This window comes from Microbacterium indicum DSM 19969 (assembly GCF_000422385.1).
Classification (GTDB): Bacteria; Actinomycetota; Actinomycetes; order Actinomycetales; family Microbacteriaceae; genus Microbacterium; species Microbacterium indicum.
In genome coordinates, this window is the sequence record NZ_AULR01000005.1 from 54,539 (window position 1) to 76,653 (window position 22,115).

Genomic DNA, 22,115 nt, shown 5'->3' on the forward strand with positions numbered 1-22,115 from the left:
GCGTTGCGTTGCGTATCGGAGAGCTGGGGACGATTCTACGGATCCCGCCGGGGCATACCCCAGGGGGTATACGCTCGAGGGCATGGCTACGACCGAGATCACCGTCGACAACCTGAGCAGCACGATCGAGCAGGACGGGATCGTGCTCCTCGACTTCTGGGCCGACTGGTGCGGCCCGTGCAAGATGTTCTCGCCGATCTACGACGCCGCCAGCGAGAAGCACGACGACATCACCTTCGGCAAGATCGACACCGAGGCGCAGCGCGAGCTCGCGTCGGGCTTCGGCATCACCTCGATCCCGACGCTCATGGCCTTCCGCGACGGCATCGGCGTCTTCGCCCAGCCGGGCGCGCTCCCCGGCGAGGCGCTCGAGCAGGTCATCACGGCCGTGCGCGAGCTCGACATGGACGACGTGCGCCGCCAGGTCGAGGAGCAGAAGGCCGCCGCCGAGAAGTGAGCGAGCCCGACCCCCGGGTCGTCAACCGCCTGCGGCGGGCGCGCGGCCAGCTCGACGCTGTGATCGCCGCGGCCGAGAGCGGCGCGCCCTGCCGCGACGTCGTGACGCAGCTCGCCGCCGTCACCCACGCCCTGCAGCGGGCCGGATTCGTCGTCGTCTCGCAGTCGATGAAGGACTGCATGGCCGATCCCGACGCCCCCGGGAACCCGACGGAGGCCGAGCTGGAGAAGCTCTTCCTGACGCTGGCGTAACACCGCCGTTCCAGAGGACATCTTCCTGCCGGTCGGACATCCAAATGGATGTCCGACCGGCAGGAAGATGTCCTTCAGCGGTCGTCGCGGTCGTCGTCGGCGAGCTCGTCGATCAGCAGGTTCTCGCGGTCGATCGTGCCGTTGCGGTGCGCCTGCCTGCCGACCATGTGGGCTGAGAGCGGCGCCGTCGCCATCTGGATCAGCACGATCGGGATGAGGAAGGCGAGCCCCGTCCACGTGCGCAGGGCGAGCTCGACCCCGATCGCGATGACCAGCAGGCCGAGGATCTGCGGCTTGGTCGCCGCGTGCAGGCGCGAGGGGACGTCGCGGAACCGCAGCAGGCCGATCGCCGCCGTGAGGCAGAGGATCGCCCCCAGCAGGACGAGCACGAGGGCCGCGATCTCGAAGCCGTCCATCATCGACCCTCCCCCGGCCCGCGGTGCTTCTTCGCGACGAAGCGCGCGACGGCGAGCGTCCCGAGGACGCCCGTCGCGGCGATCATGAGCATGACGGGCAGCGTGTCGGTGTGGCGGTTGATCACGGCCTCGGCGCCCATGATGCAGAGCACCTCGCTCAGCAGCACGTCGCTCGCGACGGCGCGGTCGAGGATCGACGGGCCCTTGACCATGCGGATGATCGTCACGACCGCGGCCGCCGCGAAGACGGCGCCGATCGCGACGATGAGGATCTGTTCGATCGTCACGACGCCCCTCCTTCGCGGTCCATCACGGGCAGGCATCCGCGGCGCAGGTCGGCGAGCTGCGCCCGCGACCCGACGGCGCGCACGATGCGGCGCTCCCAGACGGCGACGCTCTCGCGCAGGCGCTCGACGTCGTCCATCGTCTCGGCGCCGATCGCGTGCAGGTAGAGGATCCGGTTCTCGCGGTCGGCCTCGATCACGGTGGATCCGGGCATGAGCGACATCGCGACGGCCGTGTGCGACATGATCAGGTCGTCGTCGACGCGCAGCGGGACGCGCACGATCGCGACCTTCCGCGCGCCCGGCGTCACGGCGTACCAGGCGACCTGCAGCGATCCGAGCACGAGGTGCGCGAGGAACTGGCAGAGGAAGACGAGGCCCCACCAGAGGTTCACGCGGCCCGACAGCTCGGCCGGCGGCAGGCGGAAGACCGCCATGACGAAGGCCGCGATCCCCACGCCCGTGAGGAACGCGAGCCACGTGAACTGTCCCCACAGCAGCATCCAGAGGACGACGAGCCACACGAAGAACGGCAGCTGGATCCACGCCTGGCGCTTCCACGAGATCGGGCTCATGTCGCCTGCTCCACACCCTCGAGCTGCACGAGCGATATCGGCTCGAGCAGCGACTGGCCGATGCGGTCGCAGATCTCGTAGAGCGGGCCCGCGAAGACCGTGAGCGCGACCGAGACGACGACCATCGCGACCGTCGTGCCCGTCATGATCCGGGGGATCACGCGGGTGCGGCCCTGCTCGCCCGCCGCGGGGGCCTGCTCGAGGTAGGCGAGGCGCGACTCGGTCTCGGACGAGTCCTCCTTCTCGCGCCAGAACGACAGGTTCCACGCGCGCATGAGCGCGTAGAGCGTGAGGAGCGACGTCACGATGCCCGCGACGATCGAGATCCACGCGATGGGCGTTCCGACGCTCGCGCCCGCCTCGAAGAGGGCGAACTTGCCGATGAAGCCCGAGAACGGCGGCAGGCCGCCGAGGTTGAGCGCCGGGATCAGGTACAGCGCCGCGATGAGCGGCGCCGCCTTCACGAGCCCCTTGACGCGGAGGATCGACGTCGACCCCGCGTGCCGCTCGATGAGCCCAACCGCGAGGAACAGCGTCGTCTGCACGACGATGTGGTGGACCATGTAGTACACCGTCGCGCCGACGGCCTCCTCGGTCGCCATCGAGATGCCGAAGATCATGTAGCCGACGTGGCTCACGAGCGTGAACGAGAGGATCCTCTTGAGCTCGGCCTGCGCGACGGCGCCGAGGATCCCGATCACCATCGTCGCGGCGCCCACGATCCCGAGCACGAGGTCGAGGTCGCTCGAGTGGAACATCTGCGTCTCGGTGCGGATGATCGCGTAGACGCCGACCTTCGTCAGGAGCCCCGCGAACACCGCGGTCACGGGCGCCGGCGCCGTCGGGTAGGAGTCGGGAAGCCAGAAGCCGAGGGGGAACACGGCGGCCTTGATCGCGAAGCCCAGCAGCAGCATGACGTGCAGGACGAGCTGGACGTCGTGCGGGAGCTCGGCCATGCGCTCGGCGATCTGAGCCATGTTCACGGTGCCGAGGGCGCCGTAGATCACGGCGATCGCCGAGAGGAAGACGACGCTCGAGACGAGCGAGACGACGATGTAGACCGTGCCTGTGCGGATCCGCGACTCGGTGGATCCGAGGGTGATGAGGACGTACGAGGCGACGAGGAGGATCTCGAACCCGACGTAGAGGTTGAACAGGTCGCCCGCGATGAAGGTGTCGAAGATGCCGGCCGCGAGGATCAGGTACGACGGGTGGAAGATCGAAACGGGGGTGTCCTCGTCGCCGTCCTCCGCGCCCTGTCCGATCGAGAAGAGCAGGACCGCGAGGAGCACGATGCTCGACACCGCGATGAGGAGCGCCGCGAGCCTGTCGACGTAGAGCACGATGCCGAACGGCAGCGGCCAGCCGCCGACCGAGACCGCGAGGGGCGTCCCCGCGTCGACGGCGACGAGCATCACGGCCGCGAGGACGAAGGTGGCCGAGAGCGTGACGACCGAGACGCCGATCTGCAGGCGGCGGTGCTTGCCGAGCAGGAGCGTGAAGGCCGCGCCGAGCAGGGGCAGCATGACGAAGAGCGGTACGAGGTTGCTCATCGATCGCCCCCTTTCTGTTCGGCGATCTCGTCGATCGCGGCGGTCAGCGGCTGCGCGGGGGCGCCGCTGAAGTCGCTCGTCTCCTCGTCCTCGTCGTCGGCGTCCTCCTCCTCGTCGTCCATGACGACCTCGGCCTCCTCGGCGCGCTCGAACAGCGACCTGTCCTCTTCGTCGTCGCGGACGGTGTCAGCCTGGCCGAGCTGCCAGGAGCGGTAGATCAGGGCGAGGAGGAACGCGCTGACCGCGAAGGTGATGACGATCGCGGTGAGCATGAGCGCCTGCGGGAGCGGGTCGCTGGCCCCCTCGGCGCCGTGGAACGGCGAGACGCCGGGGAAGCCCATGACGACGAGCAGCAGCAGGTTCGTCGCGTTGCCGAGCAGGAGGAACCCGAACAGGACGCGGGTGAGGCTGCGCTCGAGCATCGCGTAGACGCCGACGGCGTAGAGCACGGCCATGACGACGACGAGGGATGCGGAGGTGGTCACCTCGTCACCTCCGATGCCTTGAAGATCCGGGCGTCCTCGGCCATCTGGCGGTCGACCTCGGCGCCGAGCGAGCGCAGGACGTCGAGGACGAGCCCGATGACGACGAGGTAGACGCCGATGTCGAAGAAGGTCGACGAGACGAACTCGACGTGGCCGACGAGCGGGAGCTCGGCCTCCCAGATCGCGCGGGTCAGGGGGTCGGCCCCGAAGAACATCGGGACCAGCGCCGTGCCGACCGCGAGCACCATGCCGGCCCCGAGGAGCTGCCCCGCGTCGCGCGGCGCCGCGACGCCGAGCTCGTAGCGGCCGCCCGCGACGTAGCGCATGACGAGGGCGAGGCCCGCGACGAGGCCGCCCGCGAAGCCGCCTCCCGGCAGGTTGTGGCCCGCGAAGAGCAGGTACAGCGAGATCACGATGATCGTGTGGAAGAGGATCCGCACCACGACCTCGAGGATGATCGACCGGTTCTCGGTCGCCATGGTCTGGCCGCCGAGCAGCCACGCCCGCGGGCGCCCGAGGTTCTCGGCGTTCTGGACGCGGATCCCCTCCGTCGTCTCGACGAGCGTGCGCCCGCGGGCGGCGCGGCGCTGCGCGCGCGGGATCGTGCGGCGCACCTTGGCGCGGAACTCGCCGAGCTGGTCGGCGCGCGCCGTGACGAAGACGAGCGAGGCGACGCCCGTCGCCGCGAGGACGAGCACGCTGAGCTCGCCCATCGTGTCCCATCCGCGCAGGTCGACGAGCGCGACGTTGACGACGTTCTGGCCGTGGCCGATCTCGTAGGCGAGCTCGGCCCACGCCGTCGAGACGGGCTCCGCGATGCGGGCGCTCGAGGCGACGACTGCCACGACCGCCATCGTCGCGCCGACGCCGACGCCGATGAGCGCGCGCCAGATCCCGCCGGACGAGCCGTTGTGGTCCCCGAGGCGGGCGGGGATCCGCCGCAGCACGAGTGAAAACGCGATGAGCATGACGGTCTCGACGAGGACCTGCGTGACCGCGAGGTCGGGGGCGCCCGAGACGGCGAAGAGCACGACCATGCCGAGGCCCGTGACGCCGACGAGGACCACCCCCGTGAAGCGCTTGCGCGCGCGGGCCGCGAGGATCCCCGCCGCCATCATGACGAGGGCGACGACGGGCTGGGCGGGGTGCTGCCAGAGGTCGACGCTCGCCTCCCAGCCGGAGCCCGAGAGCAGCACGGCGGCCTCGGACCCGATGAGGACGACGAAGACCGTCCCGACGTAGACGGGAAGCGATCCGCTCTGGGCGACGGAGGTCACGAGGACGGAGGACCGCTCGATCGTGCGGACGACCGTGTAGTAGACGTCGCCGGCCTGGAAGGGCAGGAGCCGCCTGCGCGCCGCGAAGCACGTGCGCTGCGCGAGCCAGAACACGAGGACGCCCGCCGCGATCGCGCAGATCGAGAGCAGGAGCGCCGGCTCGACGCCGTGCCAGAGCGCCAGGTGGTAGTGCCCCTCCCCCGCCGTGTCGGCGTAGGGCGAGAGCAGGTCGTCGAGCATCGGCGCGACGAAGCCGCCCGCGAGGGTCAGCGCCGCGAGGAGGAGGGGGCTCGCGAGGAAGCCGATCGGCGGGTCGGGCCAGGCCGTGTCGGGGCGGAGCGCGCCGTCGTCGCCGCGCTTGCGGGCGAAGGCGCCCCAGAGGAACCGCAGCCCGTACGCCGTCGTGAGCGCCGAGCCCGCCACGATCCCCGCGAGCGCGACCCATCCCCACGCCGATCCGCCCAGTGCGGCCTCGAGCAGCGAGGTCAGCGCCGCCTCCTTCGCCACGAAGCCGAGGAGCGGCGGGAAGCCGGCCATCGACGCGACCGCGATGACCGAGATGATCGCGAGGGTCGGCGCCTGGCGCGCGAGGCCGGAGAGCTCGCGGACGTCGCGCGTCGAGAGCTGGCGGTCGATGATGCCGACGACGAGGAAGAGCGCCGCTTTGAAGAGCGCGTGGGCGAGGACGAGCGCGACGCCCGCGAGAGCCGTGTCGCGCCCGCCGAAGCCCACGACGACCGAGATGAAGCCGAGCTGGCTGACGGTGCCGTAGGCGAGGATGCGCTTGAGGTCGTTCTCGCGCAGCGACTGCATGCCGCCCATGAGCATCGTGAAGATGCCGAGCGAGACGAGGATCGGCCGCCACGGACCCGCCCCCGCGAAGACCGGCGCGAACACCGCGAGCAGGTAGATGCCCGCCTTGACCATCGCGGCCGCGTGCAGGTAGGCGCTGACGGGCGTCGGGGCGGCCATCGCGCCCGGCAGCCAGAAGTGGAAGGGGAAGATCGCCGACTTCGACAGGGCGCCGACGAGGAGGCACACGAGCGCCGCGTCGATCAGGCCGCCCGTCGGGGCCGCCGCGAGGATCCCCTGGATGCTGTTCGTGCCGGCCTCGACGACGAGGATCACGGCGCCCACGAACATCACGAGGCCGCCGAGGGTCGTCGTGAGGAGGGCCTGCAGCGCCGAGCGCCGGCTCGCGGCGCGCGTGAAGGAGTGCCCGATCAGGAGGTAGGAGAGGATGCTCGTGATCTCCCAGAACATCACGAGCATGATGAGGTCGTCCGTCAGGACGAGCCCGTACATCGCGCCGGCGAAGGCCAGGAGCACGGCGGCGAAGCGGCCGACGCCGTCGCTCTTCCCGCGGAAGTAGTTGCGGCAGTAGATCAGGACGAGGGCGCCGACCCCCGTGACGATGATCGTCATGAGCCAGTTCAGCGTGCCCATGCGCATCGAGATCTCGATGCCGAGGTGCGGAATCCAGTCGTATGTCTCGAACGGAATGCGACCCGCGAGCACGTCGCCCGTGCGGACGAGGGCGTGCACGAGGCCCGCGATCGGCAGCAGCGCCGCGGCGTAGAAGACCCGAGCCCCGAGCACCTTCGTGAGCCACGGCAGCATCGCCGCGGCGATCGCGAACGCGAGGAGGATCACGAGCACGGGCATCTCCTCGTCGTCGGGCCGGCGCTGAGCGCCCAGGCGGCGGGTGTGGGGGGGTCCGTCCATTCTACGGGCGATATGCCTTCCGCGCCCCGGCCCGCGCAAATAGGCTGACGCCATGCCCGCCCGCCACGCCCGCCTGCGCGCCGACGCGGGCGCTCTCGCCGCGTCGCTCGCGGCCTTCCGCGCCTCGCTCGATCTGCCGGGCGACTTCCCGCCGGACGCCCTCGCCGAGATCGGCGACGAGGCGGTCGACGGACCCGACGCCGCGCGGGCCGACCTCACGGGCGTCGCCTTCCACACGATCGACCCTGAGGGATCGCGCGACCTCGACCAGGCGCTGTCGATCGAGCGCTCGGGCGACGGATTCCTCGTGAGGTATGCGATCGCCGACCTCGCGGCGTGTGTGCGACCCGGCGGCGCGCTCGACGCCGAGGTGCGCCGCCGGGGCCAGACGCTCTACGCGCCAGACGGATCCGTCCCCCTCCACCCGCTCGAGCTCTCGCACGGGGCGGCGTCGCTCCTGCCGGGCGAGCGGCGCCGGGCGTACGCGTGGTGGTTCGCGCTCGACGCCGCGGGCGCCGTCGCCGAGGTCGGCCTCGAGCGCGCGTGGGTGCGGTCGAGGCGGCAGTGGACCTACGCCGAGGCGCAACGCGAGATCGACGCCGGGACGGCCCCACCTGAGGTCGCCCTCCTCGCCGACGTCGGCCCGCTGCGGATCGCGCAGGAGGCGGCCCGCGGCGGCGCCAGCCTCGACACCCCCGAGGAGGAGGTCGTCGAGGTCGACGGCGGCTACCGCCTCACGCGGCGAGCGCCTCTCGCCGTCGAGGACTGGAACGCGCAGGTCTCGCTCATGACGGGCATGGCCGCGGCCGACCTCATGCTCCGCGCGGGGGTCGGGATCCTCCGCACCATGCCGCCGGCCGCCGAGGAGGCGCTCGCGGGGTTCCGCGCGACGACGCGCACGCTCGGGCGGCCGTGGGGCGACGACGTCGACTACGGCGCGTACCTGCGTTCGCTCGACGCCGGCGACCCTGTGACCGCCGCGATCATGCAGGCCGCGACGAAGCTCTTCCGCGGCGCGGGCTACGAGCCGTTCGACGGATCCCCGCCCGCCGACCCCGAGCAGGCGGCGATCGCGGCGCCCTACGCGCACGCGACCGCTCCGCTGCGCCGCCTCGTCGACCGCTTCGTCCTCGCGATCTGCGAGGCGGAGGCGAACGGCGCGGACATCCCCGCGTGGGCGCGCGGGGCGCTCGGGGAGCTGCCCGCCGTCATGCAGCGCTCGGGCCAGCTCGCGGGCCGCCTCGAGTCGGGCGCGATCGACCGGATCGAGGCCGCCGTGCTCGCGGGCATGACGGGCGCGGAGCTCACGGCGGTCGTCATCGCCGAGACGAAGGGCGGCGTGCGGGTGCAGGTGACCGATCCGTTCGTCAGCACGACGGCCCCGGGCCCCGCCGCCGTCGGCTCCGAGGTCCGCGTGCGGGTCGACGCGACCGACATCGCCGCCGGCACCGTCACCCTCTCGATCGTCGGGTGAGGCGGCGCGCTACGCCCGGTCGATGTCGATCGCCGCGACGCCGTCGTCGCGCACGTGCACGTCGGCGACCATCGTGAAGTAGACGTCCTCGTCGATCGGGATGAGGCTGCCCGTGAAGTAGTCCTGCACAGTGAGGGTCACGTGCGCCGTGCCGCTCGCGGGGCTGACCTTCCAGCTGTCGCCGTCGGGGACGAGCTTCGTGCGCGGCATCGACGTGATCGACCACTCGATGTCGTCCTGCGCCCAGCCCCACGACGCGTCGTACGAGAACGGGCAGCCGCTCGGCTGGAGGACGGCCTGCGTGGTGCAGGTGTCGGTGAGGTACTGCTCGACGCTGTTCTGCACGACGTCGCGGAGCTGATCCGTCGGCTCGGTCTGGACGTCGACGGAGACGACGCCCATCGGATCCTCGGCCGTCGCGGTCACGGGGTCGGCCGTCGTCGCGGCCGTGTCGACCGAGATCGCGTACGACCCCGGCGCGAAGACGAGCATCGAGACGGGATCGAGCCCGTTCGCGTCGACGCCGTCGGGCGAGATCTGCCGCTCGTCGACCTCGAAGTCGGCGACCGAGAAGCGCCAGGATCCGCGCACCGTCAGGTCGATGACCGCGAGCGGGCTCGTCTCGAACGCCCACTCGGGCACGAGCCCCGCGCTCCCCGTCTGCTCGACCCGGAACGTCGTCTCGCCCGGGGACCCGTCGAGCGTGTAGGCGACCGTGACCTCGTGCACGCCGCCGTCGACCACCCGGTCCCGGGTCACCCGCACGTCGTCGAACTCGCCCGTGAGCGTCGCGGACCGCAGGAGCACCTCCGATGCGCCCTCCTCGCCGATCCCGCGCAGCTCGGAGACCTCGGGGGCGACGCCGGGGATCGCGAGGGCCGCCGAGGCGTCGGCATCGGCGAGCGTCTCGACGTAGCGCTCGGCGAAGGCGCCCGCGCTCCAGAACTCCCTGTTCAGCGCGAGGAACGACGCGCCGATCGCGGCGAAGGTCATGAGGAGGAGCAGGACGATGACGGCGAGGTCCCATCCCGCGCGGCGCCGCGGCGCGCCGGGGGAGGGGTGAGACATGCGGCAAGTCTAGGAACGCGATCGTGCGGATCCCCTGATCGCGCCGCGACCGTTGCCGAAACGTAGGATGGGCGGGTGCCCGCACCCTCCCTCTCCCCCGAGCAGGAGGCGCTGTTCCGGCTCATCGAAGACACGCAGGAGCACGTCTTCGTCACGGGCCGCGCCGGGACGGGCAAGTCGACGCTGCTGCGCCACCTCACGTGGAACACGAAGAAGCAGATCGCGATCTGCGCCCCCACGGGCGTCGCGTCGCTCAACGTCGAGGGCCAGACGATCCACTCGCTGTTCAAGCTGCCCATCGGCCTCATCGCCGACAGCGACATCGACCAGTCGGGCGACACCCGCAAACTCCTGAACGCGATCGACACCCTCGTCATCGACGAGATCTCGATGGTCAACGCCGACCTCATGGACGCGATCGACCGATCGCTCCGCCAGGCGCGCGCTCGGCGCCGCGAGCCCTTCGGCGGCGTGCAGATCGTCATGTTCGGCGACCCCTACCAGCTCGCCCCCGTCCCGCCGCGCGGCGACGAGCGCCGCTACGTCGACGACCACTACCGCTCGTTCTGGTTCTTCGACGCGAAGGTCTGGGCAGGAGAGGGATCCGGCGACGGCCTCATCGAGATGGGCCGCCACGGCGCCGAGCTGCACATCCGCGAGCTCACGCAGATCCACCGCCAGGCCGACGACGGCTTCAAGACCATGCTGAACGCCGTGCGGTACGGCCGCGTGACGAAGGACATCGCCGACCGGCTCAACGAGGCGGGCGCGCGCACGCCCCCGGCCGACCTCGCCGACCCGATCATCACGCTCGCGACGCGCAACGACCGCGTCAACGCGATCAACGCGCGCCACCTCGCCGAGCTGCCGGGCAAGGTGCAGACCGCCGTCGCCGAGGTGTCGGGCGACTTCGGCCGCGGCGACGCGTACCCCGCCGACGAGAACCTCGAGCTGAAGATCGGCGCGCAGGTGATGTTCCTCCGCAACGACGCCGGCGCCGGAGAGGACGGGCCGCGCTGGGTCAACGGCACGATCGGCACCGTGACGCGGATCCTCGGCGACACCGTGCGCGTCGACGTCGAGGGCGAGGAGCACGACGTCGAGCCCGTCGTGTGGGAGAAGTACCGCTACTCCTACGACCCCTTCCAGAAGAAGCTCTCGCGCGACATCGCGGCCGAGTTCACGCAGTTCCCCCTGCGCCTCGCGTGGGCCGTCACGATCCACAAGTCGCAGGGCAAGACCTACGATCGGGCCGTCGTCGACCTGGGACCCGGCGCCTTCGCGCCCGGGCAGACCTACGTCGCGCTCTCGCGGCTCACCTCGCTCGAGGGGCTCTACCTGTCGCGCCCCCTGCGCCCGAGCGACATCCGCGTCGACGAGGACGTCCGCCGCTTCATGAAGGGTGCCTGGGAGCGGCAGGGCGAATCCATGCGGATCAGCTCGCCCGAATAGACTCGTCCGCAGTCTGTCTGATCTGGGGGTTCCATGCGCTTCTCGCTCCGTCGTCGTCGCACCGCGGCGGCCGCCGCCATCGGAGTCGCCGCTCTGCTCCTGAGCGCCTGCACGGGATCGAACCCGTCCCCGTCCGAGATCGAGGATCCGCTCCCCGACGACATCGCGACGCAGCTCCAGGACACCGCGACCCACGGCATGGCCGCGGGCGGCGCCTCGGGCGCGATCGTCGGCGTCTGGGTCCCCGGCGTCGGCGACTGGACGGCGGGCATCGGCGACGGCATCTCGACCGACATGACGTTCCGCGCCGGCCAGATCACCCGATCCATGACCTGCGACGTGCTCTACGCGCTCGACCGCAAGGGCACCGTCTCGCTCGACGACGCCGTGACCGACTACATCCCCTCGGTGCCGCAGCTGAGCGAGGTCACCCTCGTCGAGCTGTGCGACGGCACCTCGGGCGTCGCGTCGTCGCTTCCGCGCATGTGGGGCGAGGTCCTCTCGAACCCCGACCGCGACTGGGAGCCGCGCGAGTTCGCCTCGGGCGGGCTCGGCGGATCCCTCGGCGACGGCGAGAGCTGGGCCGACTCCGACACCGCCTTCGACCTGCTCGGCATCGCGCTCTCGAACGCGGCGCACGAGAGCTACGCCGACCTCGTGCAGCAGTACGTCGCCGACGCCGCGGGTCTCGAGCAGACACGGATCCCCGCCGACACCCCCGCCGCCGCGGGCTCGAATGCGATGCCGGGCTATTACACGAGCTCGTCGCAGCAGCAGGCGGGCTGCACCGAGTCGACCGAGTACACGAAGATCTCCCCGAGCTACGGCTTCGCCGACAGCAGCGCCGTCTCGACGCTCACCGACCTGCGCGACTACGTGAGCGACCTCGCGGGCTCGGCCGGCTCGTCCGACGACCTCGCCGCGCGCTGGGCGTCGTCGCTCCCGACGTCGTCCGACGGCGACCAGTGGATCCGCGCCGCCGGCGGCGACATCCTCTACGGCCCCATGCTGGGGCAGGAGGGCTCGATCCTCGGATACTCGACGGCCGCGTACAGCGACGTCGACAGCGGGCTGACGGTCGTCGTCGCGCTGAACGACTCGGCGGGCGGGGGCGCGCTCGCGGGCGCGATCGCGCGCGAGCTGGCGGCCGTCGCGGCGACGGCCCCGGCCGACACCCCCGCGTCGCTGCCGTGGACGGCGGAGCAGGCCCGCTCGGCGGTCGACGCCGCGGCGGTCTGCCCCATCAGCTGACGCGCGCGTCGCCTCAGAGGCCGCGACGGGCGTCGCGCTCGGCGAGCGCGGCGAGGCGCGCGTTGTACTCCGCGAGCTCGGCGTCGCCCGTGCGGTCCGCGGCGCGGTCGTGGCGCTTCTGCTCCCGGCGGTCCGAGCGCGACCACTGGATCGCGACCGTGATCGCGGTGATGACGGTCGGGATCTCGCCGATCGACCATGCGATCCCGCCGCCCGTGTACTGATCCTCGAGGGGCGTCGGGCCCCAGTCGCGCCCCATCGCGCCGAACCACTCGGCGACCATGAGGCCGTCCTGGCTCATGATCGCGATGCCGAAGAACGCGTGCATCGCCATCGTCACGATGAGCGTCACGAGGCGCCCGGCGTACGGCATGCGGTAGGGAACGGGGTCGGCTCCCGTGAGCGAGAGCACGAAGAGGTACCCCGTGACGAGGAAGTGGACGACCATCCACTCGTGCCAGAGGTGGTCGTACATCACGAGCCGGAAGATGTCGGTGAAGTAGAACACCCACAGCGAGCCGACGAACAGGAGCGCCGCGACGATCGGGTTCGTCAGGACCTTCGCGACGGGGTTGTGCACGATCCAGAGGATCCACTCGCGGCCGCCCCGGGTGCCGTCGTCGCGCCGCGCGATGGCGCGGGCCGCGAGCGTGACGGGGGATCCCGGAACGAGCATGAGCGGGATCGCCATCGTCAGGAGCATGTGCAGCAGCATGTGGATGCTGAAGAGCGTGTGCCCGTAGGCGTTGAGGGGGCCGCTCGTCACCCACGCGAGGACGAGCATGCCGAGCACCCAGAGCACCGTGCGGTGGACGGGCCAGCGGTCGCCGCGCTTCGCGAGCCGCCTGACGCCCAGGAGGTAGAACACGATCGCGAAGCCGCACACGAGGAGCCAGAGCGGATCGATGTCCCACTCCGTGAGGAAGCGCAGGGGCGTGAGCTCGGGAGGCAGCGGCACCTCGGTGAGGATCTCGGCCGGCGTCTGGCGCACGGGAGGGACCTCGTTGACCGGAGGGGCCGAGCGCGCGAGCGCCGCGGCGGCTCCCATCGCGATGCCCATGAACGCGAGCTCGAGGACGAGCACGGCCCAGAAGACCGCGTTCCGCTCGCCGCTGCGCGGGATGAGGGATCGCCGGTACCAGGCGCCGAGCGCGCCCATCGCGACGAGCATGACGACCTTGATCAGCAGCACGACGCCGTAGGCCGTCGTGACGAGCTGGACCGGATCGGCGATCGACGACGTCGAGCGCAGGACCCCCGAGAACGCGACGACGACGAACATCGCGAGCGCGAGCGACGAGTAGCGCTCGAGCACGACGCGCGCCCGGTCGCCGTCGAGGGACGACCGGATGATCGCGAGCGCCAGGAGGCCGCCGAGCCAGATCGCCGCCCCGATGACGTGGAGCGCGAGCGAGGTCACGACGACGTTGTGGTCGGCGAGGTCGCCCGAGTGCCCCTGCGTCGCCATCGGCACGAGGCTCGCGACCGCGAGGACGCCCGTCACGAGGGTCGGGATCCATCCCCGCACCGCGAAGGCCAGCACCGTGACGACCGCGCCCGCGATCGTCTGGATCAGCCAGGCCGTGCCGAGCTCCGTGCCCGTGAGGAAGGACCCGAACTGATCGCCGAACTCGCTCGACGCCGAGACCTGCGGGTTGAAGCTCGAGAGGTAGTTGAAGTACGCCGTGACGCCGCTCGCGACCGTGAACACCGCGGCGCCGATCGAGGCGACGTCGAGCGTGCGGTCGAAGGCCTTCTCGCCGGGCTTCAGGGCGAAGACCGCGAGCACGATCGGGCCGACCATCACGGATCCGCCCACGTTGACGAACATCTTCGCGACGGGGAGGCCCCAGCGGACGACGGGGCCCGGGTCCTGCAGCGCGAGGGGCGATGCACCCCCGGCGATCTCGAGCGAGACGACGAGCGCCGCGATGCTCGCGACGAGCAGCACGACGGGCCCGACGGCCCGCAGCAGGCGGGGATTCACGCCCTCCACCCTATTTCTCGGCGCCTGAACGCCGGATACGCGTCGAGGCGCTCGCCCCGGAGGGCGAGCGCCTCGAAGAGACGACGTCGTCTGATTACTTGACGGCGGCCTTGAGCTTCGAGCCCGCGGTGACCTTGACGCGCTTGCCCGCGGGGATCGCGATCTCGGCGCCGGTCTGGGGGTTGCGGCCCGTGCGGGCGGCGGTCTCGACCTGCTCGAAGGCGATCCAGCCGGGGATCGAGACCTTCGAACCCTTGGCGACGGCGTCGGACACGGTGGCGAAGAGCGCGTCGAGGACACCCGAAACGGTGGCCTGGCTCTGGCCCGTGGCGCTCGCGATGCTGGCGACGAGCTCGGTCTTGGTGATGTTCTTGTCGGCCATTGGTCTTCCTCCAGCGGCGCGGGGCACCGCAGCGATTCAGTGGACCGAGGGTGTTCCCTCGGGTGGTCGTTCGACCGTGCACCAAGCTAGCCGCTCGCCGCGGTTTTCCGCGTATTTCCGCGGTTCTCGGCCGAATCGACGCGGCGTGTCGCCCCGGATTTCGCCCGCGGCGGACAGATCGGGGCCGAACGCGACCCCCGGAGACGCCGGAAGGCGGATCCCGCAGGAGCAGGATCCGCCTTCCGGATGCGTCGAGGTCAGCTCACCAGGACGACTTGGTGATGCCGGGCAGCTCGCCGCGGTGCGCCATGTCGCGGAAGCGGACGCGCGAGACGCCGAACTTCGTCAGGACGCCGCGGGGGCGGCCGTCGATGACGTCGCGCGAGCGGACGCGGACGGGCGACGCGTTGCGCGGCAGCTTCTGCAGCGCGACGCGGGCGGCCTCGCGCTCCTCGTCGGACGCGTTCTCGTTGACGAGCGTCTTCTTCAGCTCGAGACGCTTCTCGTTGTAGCGGGCGACGACAGCCTTGCGCTGCTCGTTGCGCGCGATCTTGCTCTTCTTAGCCATGGATCAACGCTCCTCTCGGAATTCGACGTGCTTGCGGACCACCGGGTCGTACTTCTTGAGCACGAGGCGGTCGGGGTTGTTGCGACGGTTCTTCTTGGTCACGTAGGTGTAACCGGTGCCCGCCGTCGAACGGAGCTTGATGATCGGACGGACGTCCTGCGACTTCTTAGCCATCAGATCTTCACACCCTTCGCGAGCAGGTCCTTCACGACCGAGTCGATGCCGCGGGCGTCGATGACCTTGATGCCCTTGGCCGAGACCGTCAGCGTGACCTTGCGGCCGAGCGACGGGACGAAGTACGTCTTCTTCTGCACGTTCGGGTCGAAGCGACGCTTGGTGCGTCGGTTCGAGTGCGAGACGTTGTGACCGAAGCCGGGGGTGGCTCCCGTCACCTGGCACACAGCAGCCATGTTTCACTCTCCTTCAATACCGTGGCCCGCGACGGGGCCACCCAAGATCTCTTGTCTGCGCCCCGCTCTCCCCGCCCGTGACGGGCTGTGTTCAGGGGAGTGAGGCACGGTCTGTGCACAGGAGTGCGCACAGCCAAAGAGCGAGTCTACCAGACGTCAGGGGCGCAACAGGATCTTGCCCACGCGGCCGGCGGTGTCGCTCGCCGCGGCCGCCTCGCGCGCCTCGTCGAACGAGAAGATCCGCTCCACGGGCAGGCGCACCTCGCCGCCGCCGACGCGCCGGAACAGCTCGCCGAAGAGCTCGGCGCGCTTCTCGGGCGCGAGCTCGCGGCTGACGCGGGATCCCCAGAACCCGCGCACCGAGATGCCGCGGAAGATCACGTCGGCCGCCGTGACCGCGAGATCGGCCGAACCCATCGATCCGAACACGACGACCGATCCGTCGTCGCCGAGGACCGAGATGAGGTCGGCCGTCCCCGCGCCGCCGACCGAGTCGACGGCCGTCACGGGGCGGTCGTCGCCGAGGATCGCGAAGGCCTCGTCGCGCCAGCCCTCGTGCTCGGTCGAGACGACGCGGTCGATGCTCGCCTCCGCGAGCTCGGCGACCGCCGCGTCGCGGCGCACGAGGCCCAGGACGTTGACGCCGCGCGCCCGCGCGAACTGGGCGACGAGGCGGCCGACGGCGCCGTTGGCCGTGTTCTGCACGATCCACTGGCCGGGCTCGACGGCGAGCGAGTCGAGCAGCGCGAGGGCGCTGAACGGCATCGAGACGAGCTGCGCCGCCGTCTCGTCGTCGACGCCGTCGGGCACGGGGATCATGCCGGCCGCCGGCGCGACGAAGTGCTCGGCCCAGACGCCGAAAGTCGACCCCGTGACGCGCTGGCCTACGCTGAGGTTCTCGACGCCCTCGCCGAGCGCGTCGACGACCCCGACGGCCTCGGTGCCCGACTGCGCGGGAAGCTCGGGCTTGAATCCGTAGGTGCCGCGGATCGTCCAGAGGTCGTGGTTGTGGATCGGCGACAGGATCGTGCGGACGCGCACCTGCCCGGGGCCGGGCTCGGGGGTAGGGATCTCCTGGACCCGGAGGACGTCGGTCGCCTCTCCGAACGTCTCGTGGACGAGTGCGCGCATTGCAGTGCCTTTCTGTGGACGGATGCTCCGACTGTTCAACAGGCGTCCTGCTGGATTCATTCCCCGCTCACCACGGGCCGACCTCGCACCAGCTCGAGTCGAAGCCCGGGACCACCTGGATCTCGTCGCCCGTCGCGATGTCGACGATCCGCGTCTCGACGGTCTCGGGCATCGCCTGGTGCCCGCCGTCGTAGCGGTTCCCGACGATGTCCGGGGCGACGACGACGGCGGCGTACTGCGCGCTCGGCGAGGCGCACACCTGGAGCAGCGCGTCGCTCTCGGCGACGGTCGCGACGTCGAGCTGCGAGCCGCCAGGCAGCGCCTCGACGATGCGGGTCTCGCGGGGGACATTCCCGTCCATCACGCCGTAGGCGCGCAGCGTCCCGCCGTCGGCCGTCGGGATCAGCTCGTTGAGCAGCCAGACCCCGTCGTGGTCGACGTCGGCGAGGGGCGTCGTGTCGCCCGTCTCGAGGTCGAGGCCCACGATGCCCTGGTCGGCGGTCTCGACGATCGCGGTGTAGGTCGACCGCGCGATGCCCGCGATCGCCGAGCCGAGGCCGAAGCTCGAGGGATCCCCTCCCGCCTGGTCGACGAGGGTCAGGTCGCCGTCGAAGTCGTTGAGGAGCAGCGACGAGGTCTCGGGCACGAAGCGCCACGCGTTGATGCTCGGGGCCGAGCCCGCGACCTCGACGGGCGCGGGATCCGCCGACCCGCCCCATGCCGCGCGCAGCTCGCCCGTGTACAGAACGCTGTTGCGCCCCGAGGTCTCGGTCAGCTCGTCGTCGGTGTAGACGAAGCCGTACAGCTGGCCCTTCTCGGACACCTGCAGGCCCGCGATCGTCCCCTCCCCGGGCAGCGCGACGTCGCGCGCCTCGCCCGTCGCGCGGTCGACGACCGTCAGCCCGTCGCCCGTCGACACCGCGAGGAAGCCGCTCGTCGCGCGGAAGTCGTCGATCGTCGGCGCCTCGTAGACGACGTCCTCCGCGTCCGACCCCACGGTGCGGCTCGCGATGCGGTCGTCGCCGTCTGCGCTCCGCTCGAGCACCAGGTAGCCCGCGGCCGGCGTCGTGAAGCTCGTCGTGAGCGTCGACGACGGGCCGCCCCCGAGCCCCGTGGCGCCCGAGACCGTGACGGTGTAGGTCGTCCCCGCGTCGAGGGCGGCGGGGAAGCGGACCCCGACGGTGCGGCCCGACGCGTCGATCGTGTGCTCGGTCTCGGGTTCGACCGTGACCTGCGCGTCGGCGACGTCCGCGAGCGCCTCGTTGGCGGTGAGGATCACGCGCGACCCCGACTCGGCGATCGCCGACGCCGGGTCGACCTGGACCTGCGTGACGCGCGGCCCCTGCGTGAGGCTCACGCCCGCCCCGACGCCGCCGATCACCGCGAGGACGCTGATGACCGCGGCGAGCGCGACCGAGAAGCCGCGCCGCCTGCGCGCCGTGCGCCGCGAGCGCCGCGTGTCAGTACTCATACGGATCCTCGGGCTCGTCGATCGCCGTGAGGGTCGCGGCGTCGATCACGAGCGATCCCGCGGCGTCGGTCCCGACCTGGCCCGCGATCTCGACCCACTGGCCGGTCTCGAGGTCCGACCCCTCCTCCCCCGCGATCGGGAGGTTCGCGGGCTGCGCGTCGATGACGCAGTGCGTGATGACGAGGCGGCTGAGGTCGATGGAGCCGTCGGACCCCGGGGTCACGAAGCCCGTGAGCGTGATCGGGGCGCCGAGGTAGCGATCGGGGTTCGTCGCCGTCGCGAAGACCGCGGCCCAGTCGCCGACGCCGAAGTCGGACGTGTCGACCTCGCCGAGCTCGACGTCGTCGGCCCCCGCGAAGAGGGGCGGCGTTCCCGTGTCGCGGTCCATCGCGACCTCGGCCGAGAGCGTCGCGGGAGGGAGGGCGACGGCCGCCGCGGCCACGATCGAGGCGACGACGCCGCCCGCGACGGCGGCCGCGGCGCCGACCCGCGACGGGGATCCGTGTTCGTGCCCGTGATCGTGCTCGTGCTCCTCACGGAGCGGCAGGAGGAACGACGCGATCGATCCCGCGAGCAGCAGGACCGCCATGCCGCAGGCGAACCACGCCTGGCCGGGGTTGATGTAGAGCTGCAGGCGGCCCGTCGCCGTGAGCGCGACCGTCAGAGCCGCGAGGAGCGAGGCGATGCCGACGCCGAGCCAGCGGTTCCACGCACTAGAGGACAAGGTTCATCACCGTCCCGAGCGCGAAGGCGAAGAGCGCGACGACCGCCGAGATCCCCGCGATGACGCGCGTCGTGAACGTCGTGCGGAGGAGGGCGATCATCTTGACGTCGATGAGCGGGCCGACGACGAGGAACGCGACGAGCGAGCCCGTCGTGAAGGTCGACGCGAACGAGAGCGCGAAGAAGGAGTCGACGTTCGAGCAGAGCGCGACCGTGACGGCGAGGAGCATCATCGCGACGACCGAGAGCACGGGGTTCGACCCGATCGCGACGAGGACGCTGCGCGGGATCACGACCTGCACGGCGCCCGCGATCGCCGATCCGATGACGAGGGCCGGCATGACCGCGCGCAGCTCGATGACGAACTGGGCGAGGCTGCGGCGGAACCGGGATCCCCCGGCCTCGGCCGTGTCCTCGCACGCGAGGCGGAAGCGCTCCGTCAGGAGCGCCTGCGGGTCGGGGTGGCGGCTGTAGACCCAGCCGATCAGGAGGGCGACGGCGTAGCCGCCCGCGACGCGGGCGACGAGGATCCCACCGGACCACCCGAACGCCTGGTGCGTCGTGATGATGACGATGGGGTTCACGATCGGCGCCGCGACGAGGAACGCGAGCGTGTCGGCCGGCGTGAGCCCGCGCATCATGAGCCCCCGCGCGAAGGGCACGTTGCCGCACTCGCACACCGGGATGAGCATGCCGAGCGCCGCGAGCACGAGGCGGCGCGGCCACGCCCGCCGCGGGAGGACCCGCTCGACCCACGCGGCCGGGACCCACACCTGGATCGCGATCGCGAGGATCACGCCGAGGCCGACGAACGGCAGCGACTCGATGAGGACGCTGAGGGTCAGGGTCAGGCCGTCCTGCACCCGCGTCGGCAGCGTCGCGTCGAACGCGGGCGCGAGGAGCAGGTTGACGGCGAAGATCAGCGCCGCGAACAGGACGCCGGCGCCGAGCGCCAGGAGGGCGCGCGACGGATCCGCCGTCTCACGGCCGTTGCGGCCGATGCGGACGGATCGGGCTGCGGGGGGCGCCGCCACGCGTCAGGCCGCGTCGACCTCGGCCGTGCACTGCGCGCACAGCCCGAAGATGTCGACGACGTGCTCGGCGCCCGTGAAGCCGTTCTGCGCCGCGACGTCGTGCGCCCACTGCTCGACGGCCGTCGCCTCGATCTCGACGGTGCGGCCGCAGCGACGGCAGATCAGGTGGTGATGGTGTCCCGAGGTCTTGCAGGCGCGGTAGAGCGCCTCGCCCTCGGGGCTCTGCAGGCTGTCGGCCTCGCCCGACTGCGCGAGGCCCGCGAGGGCGCGGTACACCGTCGCGAGGCCGATGCCGGTGTCGTCGCGGATGCCGGCGTGCAGGGTCTGCGCGCTCACGAAGCCGTCGGCGTGGCCGAGGGCCTCCCGAACGGCCTCCTTCTGCCACGTGTTGCGCTGTGCCGCCATGGCCCCCAAACTACCGCCCGGGCCTGCACGGCGCATCGTCCGCGGCATGGAGGCGCATGTGAAGCGCGCGGTCGCGGCGGGCCGCGATGATGCGGCACACGACGTAGATGAGGAACGAGATCGTCGTGATGTACGGGCTCACGGGCAGCGTCCCCGAGATCGCCAGGAGGATCCCGCCGACCGCCGAGACGAAGCCGAACACGGCGGCGAGCACGGGCACGACGACGGGGCTGTGGCTGACCCGCATCGCGGCGGCGGCCGGCGTGACGAGGAGCGCCATGACGAGGAGGGCGCCGAGGATGTGGACCGCGGCCGCGACGATAATGCCGAGCAGCAGCATGAACACGATGCTCAGCCCGCGGACGGGAAGCCCGCGCGCCTCGGCCGCCTGCGGGTCGAGCGAATCGAAGCGCAGCGGGTTCCACACGATGACGAGGCCGACGAACACGATCGCGGCGAGGACGACGAGCCACACCGTCGAGCTGTCGCTCACGGCGACGATCTGGCCCGTGAGCAGGCTGAAGCGGTTGGCCGATCGCCCCTGGTAGAGCGACAGGAACAGGATCCCGAGGCCCAGCCCGAAGGGCATGAGGACGCCGACGATCGAGTTGCGGTCGCGGGCGCGCGACCCGAGGAGCCCGATGATCAGGGCCGCGACGATCGAACCCGCGAGCGAGCCGACGACGACCGAGGAGCCGAGGAGCAGCGCGAGCGCCGCCCCCGCGAAGGAGAGCTCGCTGATCCCGTGCACCGCGAACGCCATGTCGCGCTGCATGATGAAGACGCCGATGAGGCCGCCGACGATCCCGAGGGCCGCGCCCGCGATGAGCGGGTTGATCATGAGCTGGAGCAAGGCGCCGTAGTCCTGGAACGAGAACACGTCGCTCCACTCGAGGGCGGGGAGGATGCGGATCATCAGGCGGCTCCCGCGTCGTGCTCGTGATCGTGATGCGGGTGGTGGGGCTCGGCGTCGGGGATGCCCGCGACGAGCAGGCGGCCGGCGGCCCGGACGACCTCGACGGGCGCGCCGTAGAGGTCCGTGAGCACCTCGGTGCGCAGCACCTCGTCCGGCGTCCCGAGGCGGAAGCGCCCGCCCGCGATGTAGAGGATCCGGTCGACGACGCCGAGGATCGGGTTGATGTCGTGCGTCACGAAGAGCACGGCGGCCCCGCGGTCGCGGCGCTCCGCGTCGATGATGCTCGTCACGGCCCGCTGGTTCGCGAGGTCGAGGCTCGAGAGCGGCTCGTCGCAGAGGAGCATCTGCGGGTGGCCCGCGAGGGCCTGGCCGACCCGCAGCCGCTGCTGCTCGCCGCCCGAGAGCGAGCCGACGGGGTCGTCGGCGAAGCGCGTCGCCCCGACGCCCGCGAGCAGCTCGTCGACCCGCTCGCGGTCGCCCCGGCGCGGGAGGGGAGCCCCGAACCGGGTCCCCGTCACGCCGAGCGCGACGAGGTCGCGGGCCCGGAGGCTCGTCCCGAGCGGGAGCGGGCGCTGCTGCGGGATGTACCCGACCTCGGGGTTGCCGCGGCGCACGGGGCGGCCCGCGACGCGGATCTCCCCCGCGCTCAGCCGCTGCAGCCCGAGGATCGAGCGCAGCAGGGTCGTCTTGCCCGAACCGGAGGGGCCGAGCACGGCCACGAACTCGCCCGGCCGGATCTCGAGGTCGAGACCCTGCCAGAGATCGCGGCCGCGCAGCCGGAGCCCCGCCCCTGTGATGCTGAGAACCGGTTCGGTCATGC

The 22,115-nt window shown here is 71.5% G+C and carries 24 protein-coding genes; 5 read left to right on the forward strand and 19 right to left on the reverse strand.

Annotated elements, in window-relative coordinates; genetic code table 11:
• The first annotated feature begins 82 nt into the window (after window positions 1-82).
• A complete protein-coding gene (gene trxA / locus H576_RS16685; RefSeq protein ID WP_029150407.1) occupies window positions 83-457 on the forward strand; it encodes a thioredoxin in 375 nt (124 codons plus the stop codon).
• The gene (locus H576_RS16690) at window positions 454-708 is read left to right on the forward strand and encodes a metal-sensitive transcriptional regulator (protein ID WP_029150408.1); all 255 of its coding nucleotides are present in this window, start codon (window positions 454-456) and stop codon (window positions 706-708) included. The genes trxA and H576_RS16690 overlap by 4 nt, the downstream gene beginning before the upstream one ends.
• Before the next feature lie 74 nt (window positions 709-782).
• On the opposite strand, the gene mnhG is transcribed toward H576_RS16690, so the two are convergent.
• The 6 genes from mnhG to H576_RS0107455 are packed head-to-tail and all read right to left on the reverse strand — an operon-like array spanning window position 783 to window position 6,957.
• A complete protein-coding gene (mnhG, locus tag H576_RS0107430) occupies window positions 783-1,127 on the reverse strand; it encodes a monovalent cation/H(+) antiporter subunit G (protein WP_029150409.1) in 345 nt (114 codons plus the stop codon).
• Complete coding sequence (locus tag H576_RS0107435; protein ID WP_036319973.1) at window positions 1,124-1,405, reverse strand: MrpF/PhaF family protein; 282 nt, start codon at window positions 1,403-1,405, stop codon at window positions 1,124-1,126. Before H576_RS0107435 ends, mnhG begins: the two co-directional genes overlap by 4 nt.
• Window positions 1,406-1,407: 2 nt before the next feature.
• Window positions 1,408-1,983 carry a Na+/H+ antiporter subunit E gene (locus H576_RS0107440; protein ID WP_029150411.1) on the reverse strand — a complete coding sequence of 192 codons (576 nt, stop codon included), beginning with the start codon at window positions 1,981-1,983 and terminating at the stop codon, window positions 1,408-1,410.
• Complete coding sequence (locus H576_RS0107445) at window positions 1,980-3,536, reverse strand: Na+/H+ antiporter subunit D (RefSeq protein WP_029150412.1); 1,557 nt, start codon at window positions 3,534-3,536, stop codon at window positions 1,980-1,982. Before H576_RS0107445 ends, H576_RS0107440 begins: the two co-directional genes overlap by 4 nt.
• Window positions 3,533-4,021, reverse strand: coding sequence for a Na(+)/H(+) antiporter subunit C (locus tag H576_RS0107450; RefSeq protein WP_029150413.1), 489 nt, complete (start codon window positions 4,019-4,021; stop codon window positions 3,533-3,535). The genes H576_RS0107445 and H576_RS0107450 overlap by 4 nt, the downstream gene beginning before the upstream one ends.
• Entirely contained in the window at window positions 4,018-6,957 is a 2,940-nt protein-coding gene (locus tag H576_RS0107455) for a Na+/H+ antiporter subunit A (protein ID WP_029150414.1), read from the reverse strand. Before H576_RS0107455 ends, H576_RS0107450 begins: the two co-directional genes overlap by 4 nt.
• Before the next feature lie 118 nt (window positions 6,958-7,075).
• Between H576_RS0107455 and H576_RS0107460 the strand changes: the two genes are divergently transcribed.
• Window positions 7,076-8,497, forward strand: a complete 1,422-nt coding sequence (locus tag H576_RS0107460; RefSeq protein ID WP_029150415.1) for an RNB domain-containing ribonuclease — start codon at window positions 7,076-7,078, stop codon at window positions 8,495-8,497.
• 9 nt (window positions 8,498-8,506) lie between these two features.
• On the opposite strand, the gene H576_RS14825 is transcribed toward H576_RS0107460, so the two are convergent.
• Window positions 8,507-9,565, reverse strand: a complete 1,059-nt coding sequence (locus tag H576_RS14825) for a hypothetical protein (RefSeq protein ID WP_036319904.1) — start codon at window positions 9,563-9,565, stop codon at window positions 8,507-8,509.
• Window positions 9,566-9,640: 75 nt separating this feature from the next.
• On the opposite strand from H576_RS14825, the gene H576_RS14830 reads away from it, so the two are divergent.
• Both H576_RS14830 and H576_RS0107475 read left to right on the forward strand, forming a co-directional pair.
• Window positions 9,641-11,017, forward strand: a complete 1,377-nt coding sequence (locus H576_RS14830; protein WP_036319907.1) for an ATP-dependent DNA helicase — start codon at window positions 9,641-9,643, stop codon at window positions 11,015-11,017.
• A gap of 33 nt (window positions 11,018-11,050) precedes the next feature.
• The gene (locus H576_RS0107475; protein WP_029150416.1) at window positions 11,051-12,268 is read left to right on the forward strand and encodes a serine hydrolase domain-containing protein; all 1,218 of its coding nucleotides are present in this window, start codon (window positions 11,051-11,053) and stop codon (window positions 12,266-12,268) included.
• A gap of 13 nt (window positions 12,269-12,281) precedes the next feature.
• On the opposite strand, the gene H576_RS0107480 is transcribed toward H576_RS0107475, so the two are convergent.
• The 12 genes from H576_RS0107480 to H576_RS0107535 all read right to left on the reverse strand — a co-directional run bounded on the left by H576_RS0107480 (window position 12,282) and on the right by H576_RS0107535 (window position 22,113).
• On the reverse strand, window positions 12,282-14,255 hold the full coding sequence (locus H576_RS0107480; protein ID WP_029150417.1) for a bifunctional copper resistance protein CopD/cytochrome c oxidase assembly protein: 1,974 nt from the start codon (window positions 14,253-14,255) through the stop codon (window positions 12,282-12,284).
• A 94-nt stretch (window positions 14,256-14,349) separates the two neighbouring features.
• Complete coding sequence (locus tag H576_RS0107485; RefSeq protein WP_029150418.1) at window positions 14,350-14,637, reverse strand: HU family DNA-binding protein; 288 nt, start codon at window positions 14,635-14,637, stop codon at window positions 14,350-14,352.
• 262 nt (window positions 14,638-14,899) lie between these two features.
• A complete protein-coding gene (gene rpsN / locus H576_RS0107490) occupies window positions 14,900-15,205 on the reverse strand; it encodes a 30S ribosomal protein S14 (protein WP_029150419.1) in 306 nt (101 codons plus the stop codon).
• 3 nt (window positions 15,206-15,208) lie between these two features.
• Window positions 15,209-15,379: a 50S ribosomal protein L33 gene (gene rpmG, locus H576_RS0107495; RefSeq protein ID WP_029150420.1), complete on the reverse strand. Its 171-nt coding sequence runs from the start codon at window positions 15,377-15,379 to the stop codon at window positions 15,209-15,211.
• Window positions 15,379-15,615 carry a 50S ribosomal protein L28 gene (rpmB, locus tag H576_RS0107500; RefSeq protein WP_029150421.1) on the reverse strand — a complete coding sequence of 79 codons (237 nt, stop codon included), beginning with the start codon at window positions 15,613-15,615 and terminating at the stop codon, window positions 15,379-15,381. The genes rpmG and rpmB overlap by 1 nt, the downstream gene beginning before the upstream one ends.
• A 156-nt stretch (window positions 15,616-15,771) precedes the next feature.
• Complete coding sequence (locus tag H576_RS0107505) at window positions 15,772-16,746, reverse strand: zinc-binding dehydrogenase (protein ID WP_029150422.1); 975 nt, start codon at window positions 16,744-16,746, stop codon at window positions 15,772-15,774.
• Between the two features lie 67 nt (window positions 16,747-16,813).
• Window positions 16,814-18,217 (reverse strand): Ig-like domain-containing protein, encoded by a 1,404-nt coding sequence (locus H576_RS0107510; RefSeq protein WP_029150423.1) that lies wholly within the window; start codon window positions 18,215-18,217, stop codon window positions 16,814-16,816.
• Window positions 18,207-18,941 (reverse strand): TIGR03943 family putative permease subunit, encoded by a 735-nt coding sequence (locus H576_RS0107515; RefSeq protein WP_029150424.1) that lies wholly within the window; start codon window positions 18,939-18,941, stop codon window positions 18,207-18,209. Before H576_RS0107515 ends, H576_RS0107510 begins: the two co-directional genes overlap by 11 nt.
• The gene (locus tag H576_RS0107520; protein ID WP_029150425.1) at window positions 18,931-19,941 is read right to left on the reverse strand and encodes a permease; all 1,011 of its coding nucleotides are present in this window, start codon (window positions 19,939-19,941) and stop codon (window positions 18,931-18,933) included. The genes H576_RS0107515 and H576_RS0107520 overlap by 11 nt, the downstream gene beginning before the upstream one ends.
• Before the next feature lie 36 nt (window positions 19,942-19,977).
• Window positions 19,978-20,379: a Fur family transcriptional regulator gene (locus H576_RS0107525; protein WP_036319910.1), complete on the reverse strand. Its 402-nt coding sequence runs from the start codon at window positions 20,377-20,379 to the stop codon at window positions 19,978-19,980.
• Between the two features lie 10 nt (window positions 20,380-20,389).
• Window positions 20,390-21,295 (reverse strand): metal ABC transporter permease, encoded by a 906-nt coding sequence (locus H576_RS0107530; protein WP_051172387.1) that lies wholly within the window; start codon window positions 21,293-21,295, stop codon window positions 20,390-20,392.
• Window positions 21,295-22,113 carry a metal ABC transporter ATP-binding protein gene (locus H576_RS0107535; RefSeq protein WP_029150428.1) on the reverse strand — a complete coding sequence of 273 codons (819 nt, stop codon included), beginning with the start codon at window positions 22,111-22,113 and terminating at the stop codon, window positions 21,295-21,297. Before H576_RS0107535 ends, H576_RS0107530 begins: the two co-directional genes overlap by 1 nt.
• Between the last annotated feature and the right edge of the window lie 2 nt (window positions 22,114-22,115).

What these genes read in the sequence shown, in the direction of transcription:
- trxA (WP_029150407.1), top strand. Translation starts at nt 83, where the DNA reads ATGGCTACGACCGAGATCACCGTCGACAACCTGAGCAGCACGATCGAG.
- mnhG (WP_029150409.1), bottom strand. Translation starts at nt 1,127, where the DNA reads ATGATGGACGGCTTCGAGATCGCGGCCCTCGTGCTCGTCCTGCTGGGG.
- H576_RS0107440 (WP_029150411.1), bottom strand. Translation starts at nt 1,983, where the DNA reads ATGAGCCCGATCTCGTGGAAGCGCCAGGCGTGGATCCAGCTGCCGTTC.
- H576_RS0107445 (WP_029150412.1), bottom strand. Translation starts at nt 3,536, where the DNA reads ATGAGCAACCTCGTACCGCTCTTCGTCATGCTGCCCCTGCTCGGCGCG.
- H576_RS0107460 (WP_029150415.1), top strand. Translation starts at nt 7,076, where the DNA reads ATGCCCGCCCGCCACGCCCGCCTGCGCGCCGACGCGGGCGCTCTCGCC.
- H576_RS14825 (WP_036319904.1), bottom strand. Translation starts at nt 9,565, where the DNA reads ATGTCTCACCCCTCCCCCGGCGCGCCGCGGCGCCGCGCGGGATGGGAC.
- H576_RS0107475 (WP_029150416.1), top strand. Translation starts at nt 11,051, where the DNA reads ATGCGCTTCTCGCTCCGTCGTCGTCGCACCGCGGCGGCCGCCGCCATC.
- H576_RS0107485 (WP_029150418.1), bottom strand. Translation starts at nt 14,637, where the DNA reads ATGGCCGACAAGAACATCACCAAGACCGAGCTCGTCGCCAGCATCGCG.
- rpsN (WP_029150419.1), bottom strand. Translation starts at nt 15,205, where the DNA reads ATGGCTAAGAAGAGCAAGATCGCGCGCAACGAGCAGCGCAAGGCTGTC.
- rpmG (WP_029150420.1), bottom strand. Translation starts at nt 15,379, where the DNA reads ATGGCTAAGAAGTCGCAGGACGTCCGTCCGATCATCAAGCTCCGTTCG.
- rpmB (WP_029150421.1), bottom strand. Translation starts at nt 15,615, where the DNA reads ATGGCTGCTGTGTGCCAGGTGACGGGAGCCACCCCCGGCTTCGGTCAC.
- H576_RS0107505 (WP_029150422.1), bottom strand. Translation starts at nt 16,746, where the DNA reads ATGCGCGCACTCGTCCACGAGACGTTCGGAGAGGCGACCGACGTCCTC.
- H576_RS0107510 (WP_029150423.1), bottom strand. Translation starts at nt 18,217, where the DNA reads ATGAGTACTGACACGCGGCGCTCGCGGCGCACGGCGCGCAGGCGGCGC.
- H576_RS0107525 (WP_036319910.1), bottom strand. Translation starts at nt 20,379, where the DNA reads ATGGCGGCACAGCGCAACACGTGGCAGAAGGAGGCCGTTCGGGAGGCC.
- H576_RS0107530 (WP_051172387.1), bottom strand. Translation starts at nt 21,295, where the DNA reads ATGATCCGCATCCTCCCCGCCCTCGAGTGGAGCGACGTGTTCTCGTTC.
- H576_RS0107535 (WP_029150428.1), bottom strand. Translation starts at nt 22,113, where the DNA reads ATGACCGAACCGGTTCTCAGCATCACAGGGGCGGGGCTCCGGCTGCGC.